Genomic DNA, 17827 nt, shown 5'->3' on the forward strand with positions numbered 1-17827 from the left:
CGCACTGGCTGCGCTGGCCTGACCTTGGCGTGCGCCGGCCTGAGAAGTGAGGGGCACGTTTGTCGTGCCCGCAAGGAGAACAAGTGGCATTTCCCAGCACTGATACCCCGACGAAACCGACCGCGCCAGCTGCAGAAAACGCGAAGGCCGCGATCGAGGTGCGAAACGTCTTTAAGGTGTTCGGCAAACGCCCCAAGGAGGCGGTGCGCCGACTGCAATCGGGATCCACTCGGGAAGAGGTGCGGAGCCTCGGAACCGCGGCCGTCATCGATGCCAGCTTCGATGTGCGACCAGGCGAGATCTTTGTGGTCATGGGCCTGAGTGGATCAGGTAAGTCGACGCTGATCCGGATGCTCAACGGCCTGAACGACACCACCGATGGCTCGATCCGTGTGTTCGGTGCCGAGGTGGTGGGGCTCGCGGGTGAGAAGATTCGCGCCCTGCGCCGCGACCGCATGGCGATGGTGTTTCAGCATTTCGCGTTGCTACCGCACCGTAGCGTGATCGACAACGTCGCATATGGTCTCGAAATCCAGGGCATCGGCAAGAACACCCGCACGGAAACTGCCCAACAGTGGATCGCCCGCGTCGGCCTCACTGGCTGGGAGGACAGCCTGCCGAGTCAACTCTCCGGTGGCATGCAGCAGCGCGTCGGTCTCGCCCGGGCCTTTGCCGCTGGCACCGACATCTTGCTCATGGACGAAGCGTTCTCGGCACTCGACCCGCTCATCAGGCGGGAGATGCAAGAACTCCTCGTCGAGCTGCAGCAAGAGCTCGGGAAGACCATCGTCTTCATCACCCACGACCTCAACGAGGCGATGTTCCTCGGCGACCGCATCGCGGTCATGCGCGACGGGCAGATCGTGCAGCTGGGCACCCCGAACGACATCTTGACTGACCCGGCGAACGATTACGTTGCGCAGTTCGTGCAAGACGTGGATCGGGCCCGGGTGCTCACCGCGGGCGACGTGATGGAGCCGCCGCGCGCGGTGATTCCCGCCTCCGCAGGCCCGCGGGCAGCGCTGCGACTCATGCGCGACCTGCAAACATCTGCATGCTTTGTCACGACTGGCTCCCGGAAGCTGCTGGGCGTGGTGCGCGACAAAGACGTGCTGCGGCAGGTGCGGGAGGGCGGTACCGACCTCACCGCGGGGTTACGCCCGACGCCCTCGGTCGTCACCGCCGACCAATACGTGGCTGACCTGTTCGAGCTGGCGGTCGAGAGCCCGCTACCGGTCGCGGTGATCGACGAGCAAGATCGCCTCATTGGTGTCGTGCCACGCGTCACCCTGCTGGCCTCGCTCGTGAACATGCCCACGGCAACCACCGAGATCCCGATCATCGAACCAACGCCCACGATTCCCGCGGCAGAGATCACCGAGACTCTCGCGGCCGAGAAGAACGCTTCTGCCGCCCCCACGCTCAGCACTGCCCGCGCCGAGACCCAGGAGGACCGCGCATGAACGACTTCCGCCTGCCCCTCGGCGACGGCGCATCCGCCGTTGTCGACTGGCTGACAAGCAACTTCGCTGGCTTCTTCGACGTGCTGCGAACCATCTTCCTTGGCATGTTCGAGGGCCTGCAGTTCGTGTTGACACAGCCCCCGTTCTGGGCCATCGTGCTCGTGATTGCGGTCATCGCCTGGCTCGCAAAGGGCTGGAAGCTCGCCCTCGGCACGGCGATCGGTCTGCTCGTGATCGTCGGGGTCAACCAGTGGGACAACGCGATGGATTCGCTTGCGCTCACCGTCGTCGCCGCCTTCGTCGCGCTGCTCATCGCGATCCCGCTGGGCATCCTCGCCGCACGCAACGACACGGCATCGCGCGTGATACGCCCGGTACTCGACTTCATGCAGACAATGCCCGCGTTCGTGTACCTGATCCCGGCAATCGTGCTGTTTCGCGTGGGCGTGGTGCCGGGCATCGTCGCAACGATCGTGTTCGCGCTCGCTCCAGGCGTGCGGCTCACCGAGCTCGGCATTCGGGGGGTGGATCGCGAAGTGGTCGAGGCCGGTCATGCATTCGGTGCGAAGCCCGGTCGCATCCTGCGCCAGATTCAGCTGCCGCTTGCCATGCCGAGCATCATGGCGGGCGTCAACCAGGTCATCATGCTGTCGCTCTCGATGGTCGTTATCGCGGGCATGGTCGGTGCTGGCGGGCTCGGCGGAGCCGTCGTGCAAAGCCTGCAGCGCATCAACATCTCCCTCGGCTTCGAGGCTGGGCTATCGGTGGTGATCATCGCGATGATTCTCGATCGCATCACCGGTTCATTCGGCAGAAAACGCACGCGACGGGCGAAGAGGGTGTCGCCCGCGAAAACTGCTGGCGGATCCGCCCCCGCGACCCGCGGCCTTGGGCCAACCGGCACACCTTCACCGGCAACCCCAGCGAACACTTCCACCGCGGTTCACGCCTAGCGGTCACTCAAACTCGGGCGGCTTCAAGCCGTTCGGTTCCGGGCTATGCCCGGGCGCACATCCCCAACAACCGCGCGCTGCGCGGGAGGAAAGGAACACCATGAAGAAGCGAAATATTTCGGGCGCAGTCGCGCTCGGCGCCGCAGCTGCTCTGACGCTGGCAGGCTGCTCGGCGGGAACCCCCGCGAACGACAGCGGATCCGCTGAGGCTGGAGAGAACCAGGAAATCACCCTTGCCGTGTTCAACGGCTGGGACGAGGGTATCGCTGCGAGCGAGCTCTGGAAGGCCGTGCTCGAAGAGAACGGTTACGACGTAGAACTCGAGTACGCCGACCCTGCGGCCGTGTACCTCGGCCTCACCACTGACGACTACGACGTGACGCTAGACACCTGGTTGCCGATCACCCACTCCGATTACATGGAGCAGTACGGGGACGACCTGGTTGACCTGGGCGCCTGGAACGACGAAGCCGCGCTCACCATCGCGGTGAACGAGGACGCGCCGATCGATTCGCTCGCCGAGCTCGCCGACAACGCCGATCTGTTCGGCAACACCATCGTCGGGATCGAAGCCGGCGCCGGCCTCACTCGCATCACCGAGGAAGCCGTGATTCCGTCTTACGGGCTCGAAGGCATGGACTTCACCATCTCGTCGACTCCCGCGATGCTCGCCGAATTGCAGGCCGCGACCGACGCTGGTGACAACGTGCTCGTCACGCTGTGGCGTCCGCACTGGGCATACGATGCGTTCCCCATCAAGGATCTCGCTGATCCCGAGGGAGCGCTCGGTGATGCTGAAGGGATCCACTCGATCGGTGGCAAGAGCTTCGAAGAAAACTTCCCCGAGGTCGCCGAATGGCTGAAGTCGTTCAAGATGAGCTCAGAGCTGCTGTACTCGCTCGAGAACGTGATGTTCAACGAATTCGACGGTGACGACTACGGCCCGATCGTGGCCGAGTGGATCGAAGAGAACCGCGACTACGTGGACTCGCTCACCAGCTAACTTGGTGCGGCACTTCTGGCCGCTGTAACGTTCGAGAGCCCCGGTCGCACGCGAGTGCAGGCTGGGGCTCTCGCCGTAGAACGAGTGGATCCACCAACGTCGATCAGCGCTCAGAAGACTCCTGAGCGCGTGCGATACCGTCGAGACTATGCCGCGTCTGACTCGCCGAATCCGCGCCCGGGTGCTCGAAACGTTCTCGGGCGACGTTGACGGAACGCCGCCATGGGTTCGCCAGATCGAGCGTGGCTCGGATATCGGTTTTTTCGGCCCAGGGTCTGCAACCTGGGCAGTTCATGGCGGGATGCCGACGCTCGTCGCGGGTGTGCGCGCGCTCCTGATGCAGGCCCTGCATCCGGGTGCTATGGCCGGGGTGCACGACTGGTCTCGCTACAAGGAAGACCCGCTAGGCCGCCTTGCTGGAACTATCCAATGGCTTCTCACCGTGACATTCGGGGACGAAGCGCTCGCGCGGCGAGAGTCACAGCGGGTGGCTGGATATCACCGGCGCGTGCGGGGCACCTATCAAGATAGTTCCGGGGTACAGCAGCCGTACTCCGCCGATGACCCTGAGCTAAAACTCTGGGTCCATGCAGTCTTCACGGATGCATTTCTCGGGTGTCATCTGATTTGGGGCGACCCGATACCTGGTGGTGCTGATCAGTACGTGAGCGAGTGGTCGGTCGCAGGCGAATTGCTGCAGGTGCCGACACCCCCGACCACAGCACAGCAGCTCAGCGATACACTCGACAGTTTTGCGGCAACCGGAGTGTTGATCGCTGATGAACGGGTGCGGGAAACCCTGCGATTTTTGAAGCGGCCCCCGCTTCACCGGTCGATCCGGCCAGCGTATCGGCTCATCTACGCCGCCGCCGTGGCTTCGCTCGAGCCTCAATATCGAGACATGCTCGGACTCAAACGATCGCCCTTTCCCGTAATTTGGCTCACCGGCGTATTGCTCCGTTTGATGCGGGTCGTGCTCGGCCCGGCATCTTCATCTGAAGCAGCGGCCCGCAAACGTATAGCCCACTTAGAGTCCACTCCGTAGAACGGCGATGGTTCCGTTGTGCGCCGAAGGAATCCACGTGTGTCATGGTGGCGAACGCACATCGCCGCGAGGTCTGGGCGGGCTTCCGGCGCAGCCGAGAGTTGGAAGAGTGATCGGGGTCAGCCCTGGCCTAACGCCATCCAGTCTTCTGGGCGGTAGCCGTAGATTGCAGGGCTCACTTTGGGCCGTGCCGGAAAGCGAAAAACCTGATCAGATTTTATGTCTGATCAGGCTCTTCTCGTGGTGCGCCCTAAGGGATTCGAACCCCTGGCCTTCTGGTCTGTACCCGACACAGCAGAAGAACTGCTCAGCCTCTGGAAAACCGCAGTTTTATGAACACACTTGCCAAGCTCGATGATGAGCGAATGAAACACAAACTCACAGCCCACGTACCCAAACCCTGGGCCGAAATCATCAACCAATACCTCGACTACCTCCGAAGCGCAGGCATAGCCGAAACCACCATCTACACCAGACGGCAACACCTCGAATTTCTCTCACGAAGAATTGGAATGCCACCATCAGAAGTGACCGGGGAAACCCTCATAACGTGGACAGGGAAACAACCGTGGAAGCGTGAAACCCGCCGAGGTCGCACCAACACATTCAAATTGTTCTGGCGGTACGCCGCGAAAGCCGGGAAGCTCGACAACGTAGCCGACGACCTGCCCAAAGTGCGCGCAGCTGCCGGAATCCCGAGACCCGCACCCGATCGCGTCTACATGCGCGGAATCATGCAAGCAGACCAGCGAACACGCCTCATCCTTCGACTCGGCGCCGAGATCGGGCTACGCCGCGGGGAAATATCGCGGATCCACTCAAACGACCTCACAGAAGACCTCGTAGGATGGTCGCTCCTCGTGCACGGCAAAGGCAACAAACAACGAACAGTGCCCCTCACGGCGAGTATCGCGGAAGACCTGCACAGCCTCGATTACGGGTATGCGTTCCCCGGGAAGATCGACGGGCACCTATCGCCGCGCCGAGTTGGAGAACTCGCAGCAGCTGCACTCGATGACCAATGGACACTGCACACGCTCCGGCACCGATTCGCCACCCGAACATATTCCATCGACCATGACGTGTTCGCCGTGCAAACACTGCTCGGGCACGCAAGCGCAGAAACTACCCGCCGCTATGTACAGCGCGACGTCGGGAAGCTGCGAGACCTTGTGAGGTCAAGTCCCGTGGAGTGGTGTAACCGTTTCGTGATCCTTCAAGGTTGTGGGGCTAGTTTTCGTTGTGGTCGCAGATGCTGGCGGGGAGATCGTTCGCGGCGACGTAGTGCCGCCCAGTAGTTCGGGCATCGGTGCTCATGCTGCGGCCTCGAGCTCGGGAAGAGCATGGTGCTCGATCGTTTCGGTGTCTACGAGCGTGAGGCGGCACCTCGCGAGGACGTCAAGACCGAGGTAACGGCGTCCCTCAGCCCATTCGTCGGACTGTTCTGCAAGGACCGCCCCGACGAGCCTGATGATCGCGTCGCGGTTTGGGAAGATCCCAACGACATCAGTGCGACGGCGAATCTCGCGGTTCAGGCGCTCGTTTGGGTTATTCGACCAGATCTGCTGCCACACATCTTTCGGGAACGTGGTGAACGCGAGGATGTCAGCCCGGGCAGCATCGAGGTGGTCGAACACCTCAGGGAGCTTGCCCTCGACGTAGTCCAGGAGCCGATCGAACTGCGCCTCAACACTTGTCCCATCAGGCTGGTCGTACACGGAATGCAGCATCGCTTTGACCGCTGGCCACATGCTCTTGGGGGTCACTGCCATCAGGTTCGCGGCGTAGTGTGTGCGGCACCTCTGCCACGACGTCCCGGGGAAGTTCGCCCGCATCGCTTCCACGAGGCCTGCGTGCGCGTCAGAGGTGATGAGTTTCACCCCGGTGAGGCCGCGAGCGACGAGGTCTGCGAAGAACGTGTTCCATGCCATCGTGGTCTCTGCGGTCGCCACTTGCATGCCCAGGACTTCCCGGTGCCCGTCAGCGTTCACCCCGGTCGCGACGAGCACAACAGTGTTGATCACGCGCCCGCCCTCACGAACTTTCATCGTGAGCGCGTCACACGCGACGAACGTGAAGGGCCCTGAGTCGCCCAGGGGTCTCGTGCGGAACTCGCGCACGTGCTCGTCCATATCGGCGGCCATCCGGGAAACCTGCGACTTCGACAGGGAATGGATGCCGAGGGTCTTCACGAGCTTGTCCATCCGTCTCGTCGAGACGCCGGCGAGGTAGGCGTCAGCGACGACGGTGATCATCGCTGCTTCTGAGCGTTTGCGGCGCTCGAGGAGCCACTCGGGGAAGTACGTGCCGGAGCGGAGCTTCGGGATCGCGACATCCACGGTTCCCACACGGGTATCGAGCTCGCGGGTGCGGTATCCGTTGCGAGAGTTGAGGCGCTCGGGAGAGGGTTTGCCGTACTCGGCACCGCAGACCGCGTCGGCCTCTGCAGAGAGGAGCGTGTTGATCATGGTTTGGAGCAGAGTACGCATCAGGTCAGGAGACGCGTCGCCCAGAGCGTTGGCGAGGACAGTGACAGGGTCGACAATAGAGGGAGTGGTCATCGGTGTGACACCTTTCGAGTGGGATGTGAGAGTTTCCTCGAAGGAAGATCCCGGTGGCCACGCTTACGTTTGCTGGCCGGGATCGTTACACCACTCTACGGGGCACTACTCCTTGTGAACCGGGCCGCAGGCTAACAACAGGTCTCAAACCCCGCTCCGCGGGCACACCCCTACGGGGTGCTAATGGAAGGCGCTACGCGCCCCAAAACCATTTTTTTTGCTATTTGCCCTACGGGATTTTAGCCCCGGCCCGCCCTTCCATGCCCTGAACCCGTTCGGCCTCGCCCGTCGCTACGCGCCGCGCGTGTCCAACCGGCGGGCACTCCAGGACGAACCGCCGCTAATGCACTGACGTGCCAAACAGCAAAAAAACATGAGAGAGAAGAAGAACATGAACGGCATCACCCGAAACCAAATCATCAGCTCAATCCACGTATACGGGCGCGCACGAGCCGCAGGAGACAACACGCTAGGTTCCGGACTAAGCACAGAAGAAATCGTTAGTCGCATGGAACGAGCGAAAAACGCATCGACAAGAATAGACGTGCTCATTCACAGCGTGGTAGCAGGTAGCACACTGGATGTCGCGCTAGTGGGAGCAATAAGTGAATTCGCCGTGCAGCTATTCGTCTACGGGAGCAACCGACACGACGGACACGGACCAGAAGCAGCAAGCGACGTAATCGAAAGCCTCGACCACCTAATCAAGCTGGCTCAAATGAACAAGGCACGGGAACGGGCAGCCTAAAGAGCCGACAAAGTACGACTAAAAGGAAAAGGCCGGCCACACTTCGAAGGTGGCCGGCCTTTTATGCGTCTATAGCGGCGGAGGGGTGAAAGGAACTATGATCACGATGTGCGCATCCTATGGGGAATCTTCACGATCCTACTCGGCCTCACCTCAATGACCGGGGGAATGCTCTACGCATTCTGGCTGCGTGAAGCCCCACCAGCAAGCCTCGTACTCATCATCGGCGGAGCAGTACTCCTCATCCTCCCGATATTCAGATGGATCCTGAACAGCGAAACCGGCTACCAACAACAACGGCGCAAAAGAACGCAGAAAAGCACAACGCTCCCGATGACAATGGAACGATACGGCCCATTCAGCGTAAAAGCCGCACCAGGCCCGCGAGACTGGACACCCCCGCAAACTGAAGACTAATGGCAGCTGCACTTGGGTATCTCGCGCCGCCCGCCGCAATGAATACACCGGCCAGAATCAAGCACCATACCCACCCGAGTAACCGGCGCCGAAGTGTCATACGTGCTGAAGACAATAGAGCCGGGACCATACCACCACTCAACCGAGAGCGCACGCATCCGCCGCAGCCCGGAGGGGGTGAAGTCGGAAGCCTCACGCGGATCATACGTACGCAAACGAAAGAGCCGCTTCGGAGGCCACAAACGCGCCTCACCATCATCCGAACGCTTATCAGTGCGCTTCGAGAGATAACCGTCACAGTACGTCACCGCCTGAGTGTTATCGCGCATGATCGAATCAGCACGTGACCAGTCCGGGGCCGACCAGCGCACCACCAAATCGGCCTTGCGGAGCTTGTCAAGAATGGCCTGCACCTCTACCGGCATCGACATGGCCTGACGAGCACCAGCAATGCCCGTCATTTCATCCATGAGCACATCACACGACTTTGCGTTAATGAGTTGCGCCCAATCCGTGAACGGATCATAAAGCGGGTGCGGTTCACCGGTCGCGGGATCAAGAATCGGCACAGTCGAAAGCACCCGGCGACCCTTACGCAATGACGGGATCGTGTCACGGATCATCGCCGCAGACTTACCCGCACCATTCAAACCGACATAGCCATGTATCCCGACCGAGCGGCGACGCCAAATTTTCGGAGTGACCCGGAACCCCGCGAACGGATCGACGGGGGGAGCGCCGACCGCCGTAAACGGCTCCTCGACGCTCCCCCCTTCGGATCCTTCGAGAACCACGGGAACATCGAAGCCGAGCTGAGCCAAAGACATATTTACCCCTTACCGCCGACGAACGGCACATGCGACAAAAGATTCTTCACAAATTTGATGGTGAGCGAGCCGATATAGACGGAGGACACCGCAGGCACCCACACTGCGAGGACACCCCAGGGGAGCCACACCCCCAGATCAGAGATACCGTGCGCCCACGGAGCGATCCCGGCTCCCACGTCCAAGACCGCCTCTTGTGGCACGAGCTCAAAGTTAAAGAGTTCGATCAGGGCGAGCACGAAGCCCTCCGCAAGCCCGACGAGCCATTCGATTATCAATCGTCTACCGCCTCAAATTTCGGGCCGCGACGACCGCCCCCAGAACCGGAACCGCCACCGTAAGGAATGAACCCGATTATCGCGGTGACATAGCGAATGATGGCGAACACAGCGCCCGCAGTAATGAGGAAACCGAGCCAAAGTTTGATGGTTGCAGCAATACCGGCCATAGGTGCATCACACGCGGAGAAGGGATACCAGGTCTCATCAATCTGACCGAACTTGAACGACAAAGGGGGGCCGGTGCACCCATCACCAACACCGGGAACATTCACCGCAGTAACAATCCCCGCAACTGCACCGAACGAGGTCTGAGCGAACCGGCCTGAGACGTTGGCGCGGAACGAGCTGAAGACCGATTCGCGAGGGACGAACGCCCATTCAAGCGCACACTTCACAGGCTGCAACACCCACTCAAAAGGATTAAACGCACCCCACCCAGACGGGAAACACTGCCGAGGCTGCGAAGGATTCATCACGCCGGAAGACATAGCAGTCGTCGCAGCGCCCGGATTGGTAGTAACGGCCGTACCGGTCGAAGTAGTAACACCCGTGCCAGTGGAGGGATCCGCGTAAGCGGTGCCCTGCTGCACTTTGTCGCGATCGAATACGCGCGTATAGACGTTGCACTCAGCGATGCCAACGAGTGAGCCGCCGTAATAGCAGCGGTAAGTTGTGGGATCAGATGCAACCTCGGTAGACCAATTCAAACACTGCTCAGGGGCGTTAAAACAGTCCATTTCCATGGTGCCGCCAATAACTTTGCGAAGCTCAAGCAAACAAGAACCATCCCAACAATTCGGGAAACTCGTTTGCCAATCACGAACAGGTTGCGGAACCTCAGCGCCGCCAACCTGAGAACGACCCTCAGACGGATCATTAAACGGACGAGAACTGATCCCGGATGAACCCTTGCCCTGACGCTGAATACCCACATCGACTCCGACAGGCTCACACGAACCAAGCTCAACAGAACTAGGAATAGACGAAGCAATAACCCCAGCTTGAGCAACAAAAGCCGAAGAAACAGAATGACGGGTAGATCCATCTAGACAACGAACCTTGGTGATCCACTCGGAACCATCAGAAGTAACAGGGTCCAGTTCGGAAACTACCTCAGTACCAACCAACAAACGGGCACCAACAGGAGAAGGAAACACACTTGCGTCGCCATAATGAGCGGTGGAAATCAGAGAGTAGCTGACAGAAGCACCTTGATTAGCGCAGGACAGCCAGTTATAACCACTGCCCCCGCCTGGGGTATACCAATGCACACCCGTAGCAGTGAGAAACGCGACCTGAGCCACAGGAGAACCAGCATCAGAATGAGAACCAGAAGTAGTTCTACAAACATACATATTGCGGCGATGAGCGGGAAGCGGGTTTCCCTGTTGGACACGAACATCATATTCAGACTTAATCGAAACGATGTTGTAGCAATATCCGGCATGACACATGGAACCCTGCACACCTACAGCGGTGCGCTGGAAGGCTTCATTGTATTCCTCAAGAACTCGCCAGTCCGCACACCCACCTACAACATGCCCAGTAAGCCAATCAGTAGCAAAATTGCCTTGGCGAACACAATAGGTAGCTCGCAGAGTTTGATCAACATCTACAATTCCCTCAAGCTGAGGCTTCAAAATGCCATCACGAACAACCCAAGAAACCAAAGAGTCACCGGACAGAACACCAACGAGACTGCCGGCCTTCACAAGCTTCGGCGCCCAACGACCGACAGAGTCTAGCTGCTCAGTAGTCAAACCCGAGGACTGGGCCAGACGAGATTTCGCATCGATAAACGCCTGGGGATTAGGTCGCCACCGGTTCACCTCCTGGACACGCTTCTCCGCAGTGTCAGACGCGGTCGCAGCGATCACAGAAGAAGGCGCAGCAACCTGCATATCCCGAGGCGAATAATCACCCGCAGCAACACGCGCCAAAATCTGCAAACACAAAATCTGCTGGGCCTGAGCAATAGGGGGAGTCTGACCCACACAATCAGAAATCGTCTTCGGATCAGGAGTCACCGCAGAAGCAGACGAAACACCGACACCAGCGACACAAACAGCCGCCACAGTCGCCACCACGACCAACCGCCGCCGAGACCACCCAGCAAACCGAGGAACCCTCGGAACCCGGAAGAACCGAACCACAACACACACCCCCAACACGGGAAACAACAGAAACAGCAAAGGCCGGTGAACGTGCCGCTATGGACAACACGAGCACCGGCCCCCACCAAAGGATTAAGAAGCCAGCCCCTTAACCCAGCGGAACAGACGAGGCACACCGAAGAGCACCACACCAGCCGCAAGCCCCAGAGGGGCGACGATCCAGGCCTGATCGATGAAGCCATCGAGCGCAGTCTGAATCACGGTTCCGATAGTCGGATCCATTAAAAATCACCCCCTCGACTTTCTAATAAGACGCACTACGAACCCCGCCAAAACACCAGCCATAAAAGCCATGCCGAGCGCCCCCACAAGGGCGGTAGTGATGGACAAATCAGAGACAACCGGCATCAGATCATCTCCTGAACCCAGCCCATAAGGCGGGCGATAAACACCGGGAGCAGAACCCCGGAAACCAAGACGACGACAACCGGCACGAACTCAGCGGAAGTCACGACAGCACCTGAGTGAGATAGCCGCAAGTAAAGGCAACAATCATGCCGAGCAGAGTCGCGCACGCAATCGCGGCATACAGCAACTCGGGAGTCACAAGCCCGGATACCTGTACTTAGGATCCGCTAACCGTGCCGCGACATCAGACCGATACGAAGGAGCCGGAGGCAAAACAACCGGAACCAAAGGCTCAGAAGCTATGGCCTCAATTCGGCGGCGATCCTCACGAACCGACAAGGCCAAAAGCACAAAGGCAAAACCGAAAACGATAGACAGAAAGCCAAAAAGCAAAGTCAGCGTGAAGAGATCCACGACTAAGCCGCCGAGAGAGAAGAGGCCACGAGATCGAGGACGTTATCAGCAACGCGCTCATAAGCGAGAGAAGCGCCGTACTGGCGGGACTCCTGCAAAGAGCACTCGACAGCGACAAACGACCCAACAGAGGGCGGGAAAGCGCCCGAGCCATCGTAGATCGTGTACGTAGCCATAGCGCCATCAGCGTGGCTTTGCTTGACGGTGACTTCGATGCCGTACTGGGCACCGCCGTTTTCCTTGGACTTGTTCAGAACCCGAGTCGATTCAACGTAGCCGACGACTACGAGACTGGGGCGAGGTGTGCGAGCGATAGCCATTATATTTTCTCCTGAAATGACGAGTATTTGAGAGAGCCTGCGAAACCCTTAGAAGCTCTACGACTAGTCAACAGCAGAGATGCAGGACTTGATAAATGTCAAGTTTTAGGAATAGCAGGCACACGTATAGGGACGTATTGAGCGACCTCATCAGAACGACCAAGCTCGACCAAATCAAGAATCCGAGCTACGACATCGGGCCGATTCATGATGTAGCGCCAATCTCGAGCGGTAATAAGCAGCTGAACATCATCCTCTTGGGTAGACGAATCCTCGTCAGCAAGAATCTCTTCATCCGGCACATCTTCGAGGCCGCAAGCATCTTTCAGGCCACGAGACCACGTAGTCGCACGCCGACCGCGCGTCGTTTCGACATATTCGAGCCAAAACGAGCGCTGACGATCGACCTCGGGAGCGTCTAAGCCATCGAGGTCGAGAAGATCAAAAGGGACAAGGGAATCTAAGCGACCCTTTTTGGAATCGATTCGCGTCATTTCCTGACCGATGCGCCACTTCCGGGAATTGTCCGATTCTTGAGACTTCGAAATGTAAAGAGCAACAACAGAGCCATCCTGCACAGAACGCAAATCAACGCCCCTCTTGGCGGAGGGGCGACGGCCGCCACACTTGACGACCATCTCAGCCCAACGATCAGAAAGCCAAGCGCGAGCCTCAGCGGTGGCAGCGGAAGAAAGCCGGGAATGAGTGAAGAAAAGAACATGTAAGTGGGCATGCCACCCGTTATTCCAAGAGAGAGTTACTTCAACGGATTTGATCATGTGGGCGATATTGTGACGCGCTGAGAAACGCTTCCAAGGAGCACCACGAATAAGGCGGGTAAAAGCCTGGGTGAGAGCAGACAGAGAAGTTTCTAGGGAGTCTTCAAGAAAGTGACGAGCGGTGAAAGTAGCAAAAAGGAAAGAACCGGCGTTCTCGTTCTCCCACCAATCGGAAGCATGCTGAATTTCTTGAGCACGACGGGCACGAATAATCGGAGCACACGTAGGACAAGCCCAGATAGAGGCGCAAGTCTGCAAGCCGGAAAAACGAGCATTACCCTCACCCTTGTGAACGGCGACATCGGAAGAGCAAGCCCAACCACACTTAGCCATGCGAGGAAGCATCTGGGGAAGAGCCGAGACATCACCCTGATCACCCAAGAGTTCGAGCGCTTCCTGTTTGAACCAGTCGCGGGAAACCTGGCGACGAGCAAAACGCAAACGGCGCAAATCACGTAAAACCTTGACCGAAGGCTTATGAGAAGAACCAAAGGGGGTTACCGTATTCGCCTTAGTACCAAGGGCGGCTGGAGCCGCCAGCGCTTCGCGCTCAAATGAGACCGTCATGCGACGGCCTCAGCGATCTTGCAGACGCACGAACTCGACAAAACCGAAGGAAAGCGGATCGACTCGCCAGGAGACGGCGTAGCGTCGAATCCGTTATCGAACCAGACCCGCTCGAAGCGGTAGAAGGTGCCATCGTCGGCATGAGTGCAGAGCGGCGAGAGATACGCAAGGAGGCGGCGAACCTCGGCAATGTTCTGGAGGTACAACGCGCCGCGAGAACCGCCGCCGATGACCTCGACAACGTAGGAACGCCAACGATAGGCGCTCACAGACCGGGCAACCGATCACCAGACGAACGCCACTCGATAACGGAGGACTCATAAAAGAGATAAGCGCCATTCACGCCGGGAAGCTTCATCGAAGGCGACAGCTTGCCGTCTTTGACAGCGAGACAGACCGTAGCCCGGCAAAGACCGAGGCGACGAGCGACCTCAGCCGTAGTCAAAAGAGGATCAGCAACACCCAAGATTTTGGACATAACCCCCACTATAGGGGGAGGTTAGGAGAAAAGCCCAACATATTGAGCGTAAAGAACGTATTCTTCGATCAAAGTAGAAACGGAGTCGTCAATGATCACATCAACGCAGCAGACTACACAGGGCCAAAGACTGTACCGTTCCCGGAGTTTTATGGGCATCAAGCAAGAGGAAATGGCAAAACTTCTTGGAAAGTCCAAAAACACGGTAAGCAACTGGGAAAACGACCACGTAGACCCGCCGCTGTCAGCTATGGCTCAGTGGGCAAAGTTGACAGGCCGAACAATCGACTGGATTGCATTCGGTGATGAAACGGAAGAAGCCCCCGCAGCTAGTGCGGGGGCTTCAGGATCGGTGCGCCCTAAGGGATTCGAACCCCTGGCCTTCTGATCCGTAGTCAGACGCTCTATCCAGCTGAGCTAAGGGCGCATGTTGGTTTCCCAACCACAGAGACATTACCCGATCTCGAGTGGAAATGGAAATCGAGTGGGCTTTGTCGGGCGCCACTACAGTAGGCGAGAGACCGCAGTCTCAGCGGGACCTTGGCAGAATGAGCGTAATGTTCCTGCGGCAGAAAACCCCGTGCGAACCCGGGTAGCCTGGCTCTCGTGACTCCCTCAGTACCCGCTCCCGCCGCTCCCGCAGCTGCTCCCGCCGCCAACAGCGCTCTCGAGCGGGCCGCCTGTCTGATCCGCGAGATCCCGGACTATCCCGAGGCGGGCATCTTGTTTCGCGACATCACGCCCATGCTTGCCGACGGCGAGGCGCTGCGCGTCACCGTGGATGCGCTCCTTGCACCCTTCGCCGGCACCTTTGACGTGATCGCGGGCATCGAAGCGCGCGGGTTCATTCTTGCCAGTGCCGCTGCGATCGCCGCCGGCACCGGTGTCGTGCCGATCCGCAAGGCCGGCAAGCTTCCGCGCCCCGCAGCTTCGATCGACTACGCCCTCGAATACGGCACCGCCACGATCGAGATGCACGCGGATCTCGCCCCCGGCAGTCGCGTACTCGTGATCGACGACGTGCTCGCGACGGGCGGCACGCTGGCCGCCGCGCTCGACATGCTGCAGCAGCTTGGCTACGAAGTGGCCGGCACCGCGGTGCTGTTTGAGATTGCGGGGCTCGGTGGGCGCGAGACGGTTGGCGATCCACACTTGCACACCGTTTTTCACAGCTGAGCCGCGCACTGCGCCTGCACCTGCACCTGCACCTGCACCTGCACCTGCACCTGTACCTGCACCTGCACCTGTACCTGTTGCTGTAGCTGTAGCTGTAGCTGTAGCTGTAGCTGCATCTGTACCCGTGCCGATACCTGCATTCGCGCCCACTCGGTGCGACTGCACGCACCGAGTGGGCAACGACGCAGGCCTCAGCTGATGTGAACCCTGCGTGAGTGTCCATTCGTCGGTACCGAGCCCCTGTGAGTGGGCAACAACGCAGGGTTCCGTTGCGCTGAACCCTGCGCGAGGGTCCATCCGTCGAAACAGCGCACGTGCCAGGGTGCCCTTCCCGAGGTGCGGTGTCCTTGCGAGTGGGCAGCAGTGCGGGGTTCAGCTGAGGCAAACCCTGCGTGAGCGTCCACCTGGAGTGGAACCTGGAGTGGAACCTGGCGTTGAACCCGAAGTGGAAGAGGCCGTGCACGCATCCGGACTGCCGCGGTGCGCGACAATGGGTGAATGACTCTCCGCGAACAGACTGACGGATCCCGGGCCTTCTTCGCCGCGCGCGATCAGCTTCTTGCGTGCGCCGGCGACCCGGTTCGCGCACGCGCCGAATTCCAGTGGCCTGATGTGGGCGACGCGTTCAACTGGGCACACGACGTGTTCGACGTCATTGCTGAGGGCAACAACACGGTGGCCCTGTGGATCGCGGACTCCGATGGCACTGAAGTGAAACGCACGTTCGCCGAGCTCAAACGGCGCAGTGATCAGGTCGCCAACTGGATGCTCGCGCAGGGTGCCCGGCCCGGCGACGTCGCCATGCTCATGCTTGGGAATCGATTGGAGCTGTGGGAGATCATGCTCGCCGCGCTGAAGATCGGCGTGGTCATCTTGCCCACCTCGGTCGTGCTGGGCGCGCATGAACTCGACGACCGCGTGGCGCGCGGGCAGGTGCGGTGGGTGTTTGCGGCAGCCGAGGACGCGGTGAAGTTCGCGGGAGTCCCCGGTGACTACCGCGGCATCGGGGTGGGCTTCGACGAGGCGACACCCGATCAGCGCGCGGCGCTGTACGACTGGGCGCGTTACGAAGAGTCAAGTGCGGCTTCCCTCGCGCCGGTCGTGCGCGCCACGCAGAGCGATGACCCTGCCCTTATCTACTTCACCTCGGGCACGACGAGCCTGCCCAAGATCGTGGTGCACTCGCACACGAGCTATCCGGTCGGGCACCTGACCACACTCGCGTGGATCGGCCTGCGCCCCGGCGACACGCACTCCGTGGTGAGCGCGCCGGGCTGGGGCAAGCACGCCTGGTCGAGTTTTTTCGCCCCGTGGAGTGCAGGGGCCACCATTTTCGTCGCGAATTATTCGCGGTTCGATGCGGATCACTTCGTCTCCGAACTCGACCGTGCACAAGTCAACACGTTTTGCGCACCTCCCACGGTGTGGCGGATGTTGATCCAGCACCACCTCGAGCACAAGCCCTCGGCCCTGCGCGAGGTGATCTCGGCGGGGGAACCCCTGAACCCCGAAGTAGTCGCGCGCATTCGTGAGTGGTGGGGCCTCGAAATCCGCGACGGGTACGGTCAGACCGAGACGACGGCGCTGATCGCGACCATGCCCGGTGAAGAGGTCATTCCCGGGGCCATGGGTCGGCCCCTGCCGGGTGTCAACGTAGTGCTGCGCGACCCGTTGACAGGCGCCGATACCGATGAAGGCGAGATATGTCTGCGCCTTGATCCACGCCCCATTAACCTGATGCCCGGATATTTTGGCAACGATGCGGCGACCGCGAAAGCCATGCGCGACGGCGTCTTCCACACCGGTGATGTCGCGCAGCGCGGCCAGGGCGGCGTGTTGACCTTCGTGGGCCGTACCGACGACATCTTCAAATCGAGCGATTTCAAAGTGTCGCCGTTCGAGGTCGAGAGTGCGCTACTTGAGCATGCGTTTGTCGCAGAAGCCGCCGTAGTCGGGGCGCCAGACGAGACGCGACTCAACGTGACAAAAGCGTACGTGGCGCTCGCCGCAGGGATCGCGGAATCGGCCGAGACGGCGCGAGAGATTCTGGCGCACGCGCGCGAGGCGCTACCTCCCTACATGCGGGTGCGCAGGGTCGAGTTCTTTGCACTGCCGAAGACGGCATCGGGCAAGATCCGTCGCGTGGAGTTGCGACAGCGCGAGGTTGCCGCACATACAGCGGGCGAGCGGATCCTCACCGAGTGGCGCGAGGATGACTTCCCCGGGTTGAAAGCGTAGGAACGGGGCATGCGTAACGCTCCGCGAGGGTCAGC

The 17827-nt window shown here is 60.0% G+C and carries 19 protein-coding genes and 1 tRNA gene; 9 read left to right on the forward strand and 11 right to left on the reverse strand.

Annotated elements, in window-relative coordinates:
- Nucleotides 1-83: 83 nt before the first annotated feature.
- The 5 genes from ACTNFJ_RS01095 (at nt 84) to ACTNFJ_RS01115 (ending at nt 5762) form a co-directional block, all read left to right on the forward strand.
- Nucleotides 84-1463, forward strand: coding sequence for a quaternary amine ABC transporter ATP-binding protein (locus ACTNFJ_RS01095; RefSeq protein WP_435907561.1), 1380 nt, complete (start codon nt 84-86; stop codon nt 1461-1463).
- Nucleotides 1460-2416: an ABC transporter permease gene (locus ACTNFJ_RS01100; RefSeq protein WP_435907562.1), complete on the forward strand. Its 957-nt coding sequence runs from the start codon at nt 1460-1462 to the stop codon at nt 2414-2416. Before ACTNFJ_RS01095 ends, ACTNFJ_RS01100 begins: the two co-directional genes overlap by 4 nt.
- Nucleotides 2417-2516: 100 nt before the next feature.
- Nucleotides 2517-3419, forward strand: a complete 903-nt coding sequence (locus ACTNFJ_RS01105) for a glycine betaine ABC transporter substrate-binding protein (RefSeq protein WP_435907563.1) — start codon at nt 2517-2519, stop codon at nt 3417-3419.
- 148 nt (nt 3420-3567) lie between these two features.
- The gene (locus tag ACTNFJ_RS01110; protein ID WP_435907564.1) at nt 3568-4464 is read left to right on the forward strand and encodes an oxygenase MpaB family protein; all 897 of its coding nucleotides are present in this window, start codon (nt 3568-3570) and stop codon (nt 4462-4464) included.
- Nucleotides 4465-5075: 611 nt separating this feature from the next.
- Complete coding sequence (locus ACTNFJ_RS01115; protein WP_435907565.1) at nt 5076-5762, forward strand: tyrosine-type recombinase/integrase; 687 nt, start codon at nt 5076-5078, stop codon at nt 5760-5762.
- 15 nt (nt 5763-5777) lie between these two features.
- Here ACTNFJ_RS01115 and ACTNFJ_RS01120 read toward each other — a convergent pair whose 3' ends face one another.
- Nucleotides 5778-7025: an IS256 family transposase gene (locus ACTNFJ_RS01120; protein WP_444711774.1), complete on the reverse strand. Its 1248-nt coding sequence runs from the start codon at nt 7023-7025 to the stop codon at nt 5778-5780.
- Nucleotides 7026-7398: 373 nt separating this feature from the next.
- On the opposite strand from ACTNFJ_RS01120, the gene ACTNFJ_RS01125 reads away from it, so the two are divergent.
- Nucleotides 7399-7773, forward strand: a complete 375-nt coding sequence (locus ACTNFJ_RS01125; RefSeq protein ID WP_435907138.1) for a hypothetical protein — start codon at nt 7399-7401, stop codon at nt 7771-7773.
- 413 nt (nt 7774-8186) lie between these two features.
- On the opposite strand, the gene ACTNFJ_RS01130 is transcribed toward ACTNFJ_RS01125, so the two are convergent.
- The 8 genes from ACTNFJ_RS01130 to ACTNFJ_RS01165 all read right to left on the reverse strand — a co-directional run bounded on the left by ACTNFJ_RS01130 (nt 8187) and on the right by ACTNFJ_RS01165 (nt 14378).
- Entirely contained in the window at nt 8187-9017 is an 831-nt protein-coding gene (locus ACTNFJ_RS01130; RefSeq protein ID WP_435907137.1) for a zonular occludens toxin domain-containing protein, read from the reverse strand.
- A gap of 2 nt (nt 9018-9019) precedes the next feature.
- On the reverse strand, nt 9020-9295 hold the full coding sequence (locus ACTNFJ_RS01135) for a hypothetical protein (RefSeq protein ID WP_435907136.1): 276 nt from the start codon (nt 9293-9295) through the stop codon (nt 9020-9022).
- Nucleotides 9292-11385, reverse strand: coding sequence for a hypothetical protein (locus ACTNFJ_RS01140; RefSeq protein WP_435907135.1), 2094 nt, complete (start codon nt 11383-11385; stop codon nt 9292-9294). The genes ACTNFJ_RS01135 and ACTNFJ_RS01140 overlap by 4 nt, the downstream gene beginning before the upstream one ends.
- Before the next feature lie 159 nt (nt 11386-11544).
- A complete protein-coding gene (locus ACTNFJ_RS01145) occupies nt 11545-11694 on the reverse strand; it encodes a hypothetical protein (protein ID WP_435907134.1) in 150 nt (49 codons plus the stop codon).
- Nucleotides 11695-12236: 542 nt separating this feature from the next.
- Nucleotides 12237-12554: a hypothetical protein gene (locus ACTNFJ_RS01150; RefSeq protein ID WP_435907133.1), complete on the reverse strand. Its 318-nt coding sequence runs from the start codon at nt 12552-12554 to the stop codon at nt 12237-12239.
- A gap of 98 nt (nt 12555-12652) precedes the next feature.
- A complete protein-coding gene (locus ACTNFJ_RS01155; RefSeq protein WP_435907132.1) occupies nt 12653-13900 on the reverse strand; it encodes a protein rep in 1248 nt (415 codons plus the stop codon).
- A complete protein-coding gene (locus ACTNFJ_RS01160) occupies nt 13897-14169 on the reverse strand; it encodes a hypothetical protein (protein WP_435907131.1) in 273 nt (90 codons plus the stop codon). The genes ACTNFJ_RS01155 and ACTNFJ_RS01160 overlap by 4 nt, the downstream gene beginning before the upstream one ends.
- Nucleotides 14166-14378, reverse strand: a complete 213-nt coding sequence (locus ACTNFJ_RS01165; RefSeq protein WP_435907130.1) for a helix-turn-helix transcriptional regulator — start codon at nt 14376-14378, stop codon at nt 14166-14168. Before ACTNFJ_RS01165 ends, ACTNFJ_RS01160 begins: the two co-directional genes overlap by 4 nt.
- A gap of 91 nt (nt 14379-14469) precedes the next feature.
- On the opposite strand from ACTNFJ_RS01165, the gene ACTNFJ_RS01170 reads away from it, so the two are divergent.
- Nucleotides 14470-14766 carry a helix-turn-helix transcriptional regulator gene (locus tag ACTNFJ_RS01170; protein ID WP_435907129.1) on the forward strand — a complete coding sequence of 99 codons (297 nt, stop codon included), beginning with the start codon at nt 14470-14472 and terminating at the stop codon, nt 14764-14766.
- On the opposite strand, the gene ACTNFJ_RS01175 is transcribed toward ACTNFJ_RS01170, so the two are convergent.
- A tRNA-Arg gene (locus ACTNFJ_RS01175) sits at nt 14732-14805 on the reverse strand. The genes ACTNFJ_RS01170 and ACTNFJ_RS01175 overlap by 35 nt on opposite strands.
- Before the next feature lie 179 nt (nt 14806-14984).
- On the opposite strand from ACTNFJ_RS01175, the gene ACTNFJ_RS01180 reads away from it, so the two are divergent.
- Nucleotides 14985-15554, forward strand: coding sequence for an adenine phosphoribosyltransferase (locus ACTNFJ_RS01180; protein WP_435907128.1), 570 nt, complete (start codon nt 14985-14987; stop codon nt 15552-15554).
- Here ACTNFJ_RS01180 and ACTNFJ_RS01185 read toward each other — a convergent pair.
- Nucleotides 15545-15694 (reverse strand): hypothetical protein, encoded by a 150-nt coding sequence (locus ACTNFJ_RS01185; protein ID WP_435907127.1) that lies wholly within the window; start codon nt 15692-15694, stop codon nt 15545-15547. The two genes, ACTNFJ_RS01180 and ACTNFJ_RS01185, sit on opposite strands and share 10 nt — an antisense overlap.
- 358 nt (nt 15695-16052) lie before the next feature.
- On the opposite strand from ACTNFJ_RS01185, the gene ACTNFJ_RS01190 reads away from it, so the two are divergent.
- Complete coding sequence (locus tag ACTNFJ_RS01190) at nt 16053-17792, forward strand: AMP-binding protein (protein ID WP_435907126.1); 1740 nt, start codon at nt 16053-16055, stop codon at nt 17790-17792.
- The last annotated feature ends 35 nt before the right edge of the window (nt 17793-17827 follow it).

The organism is Leucobacter shiyiweii (assembly GCF_052446065.1).
Taxonomy (GTDB): domain Bacteria; phylum Actinomycetota; class Actinomycetes; order Actinomycetales; family Microbacteriaceae; genus Leucobacter.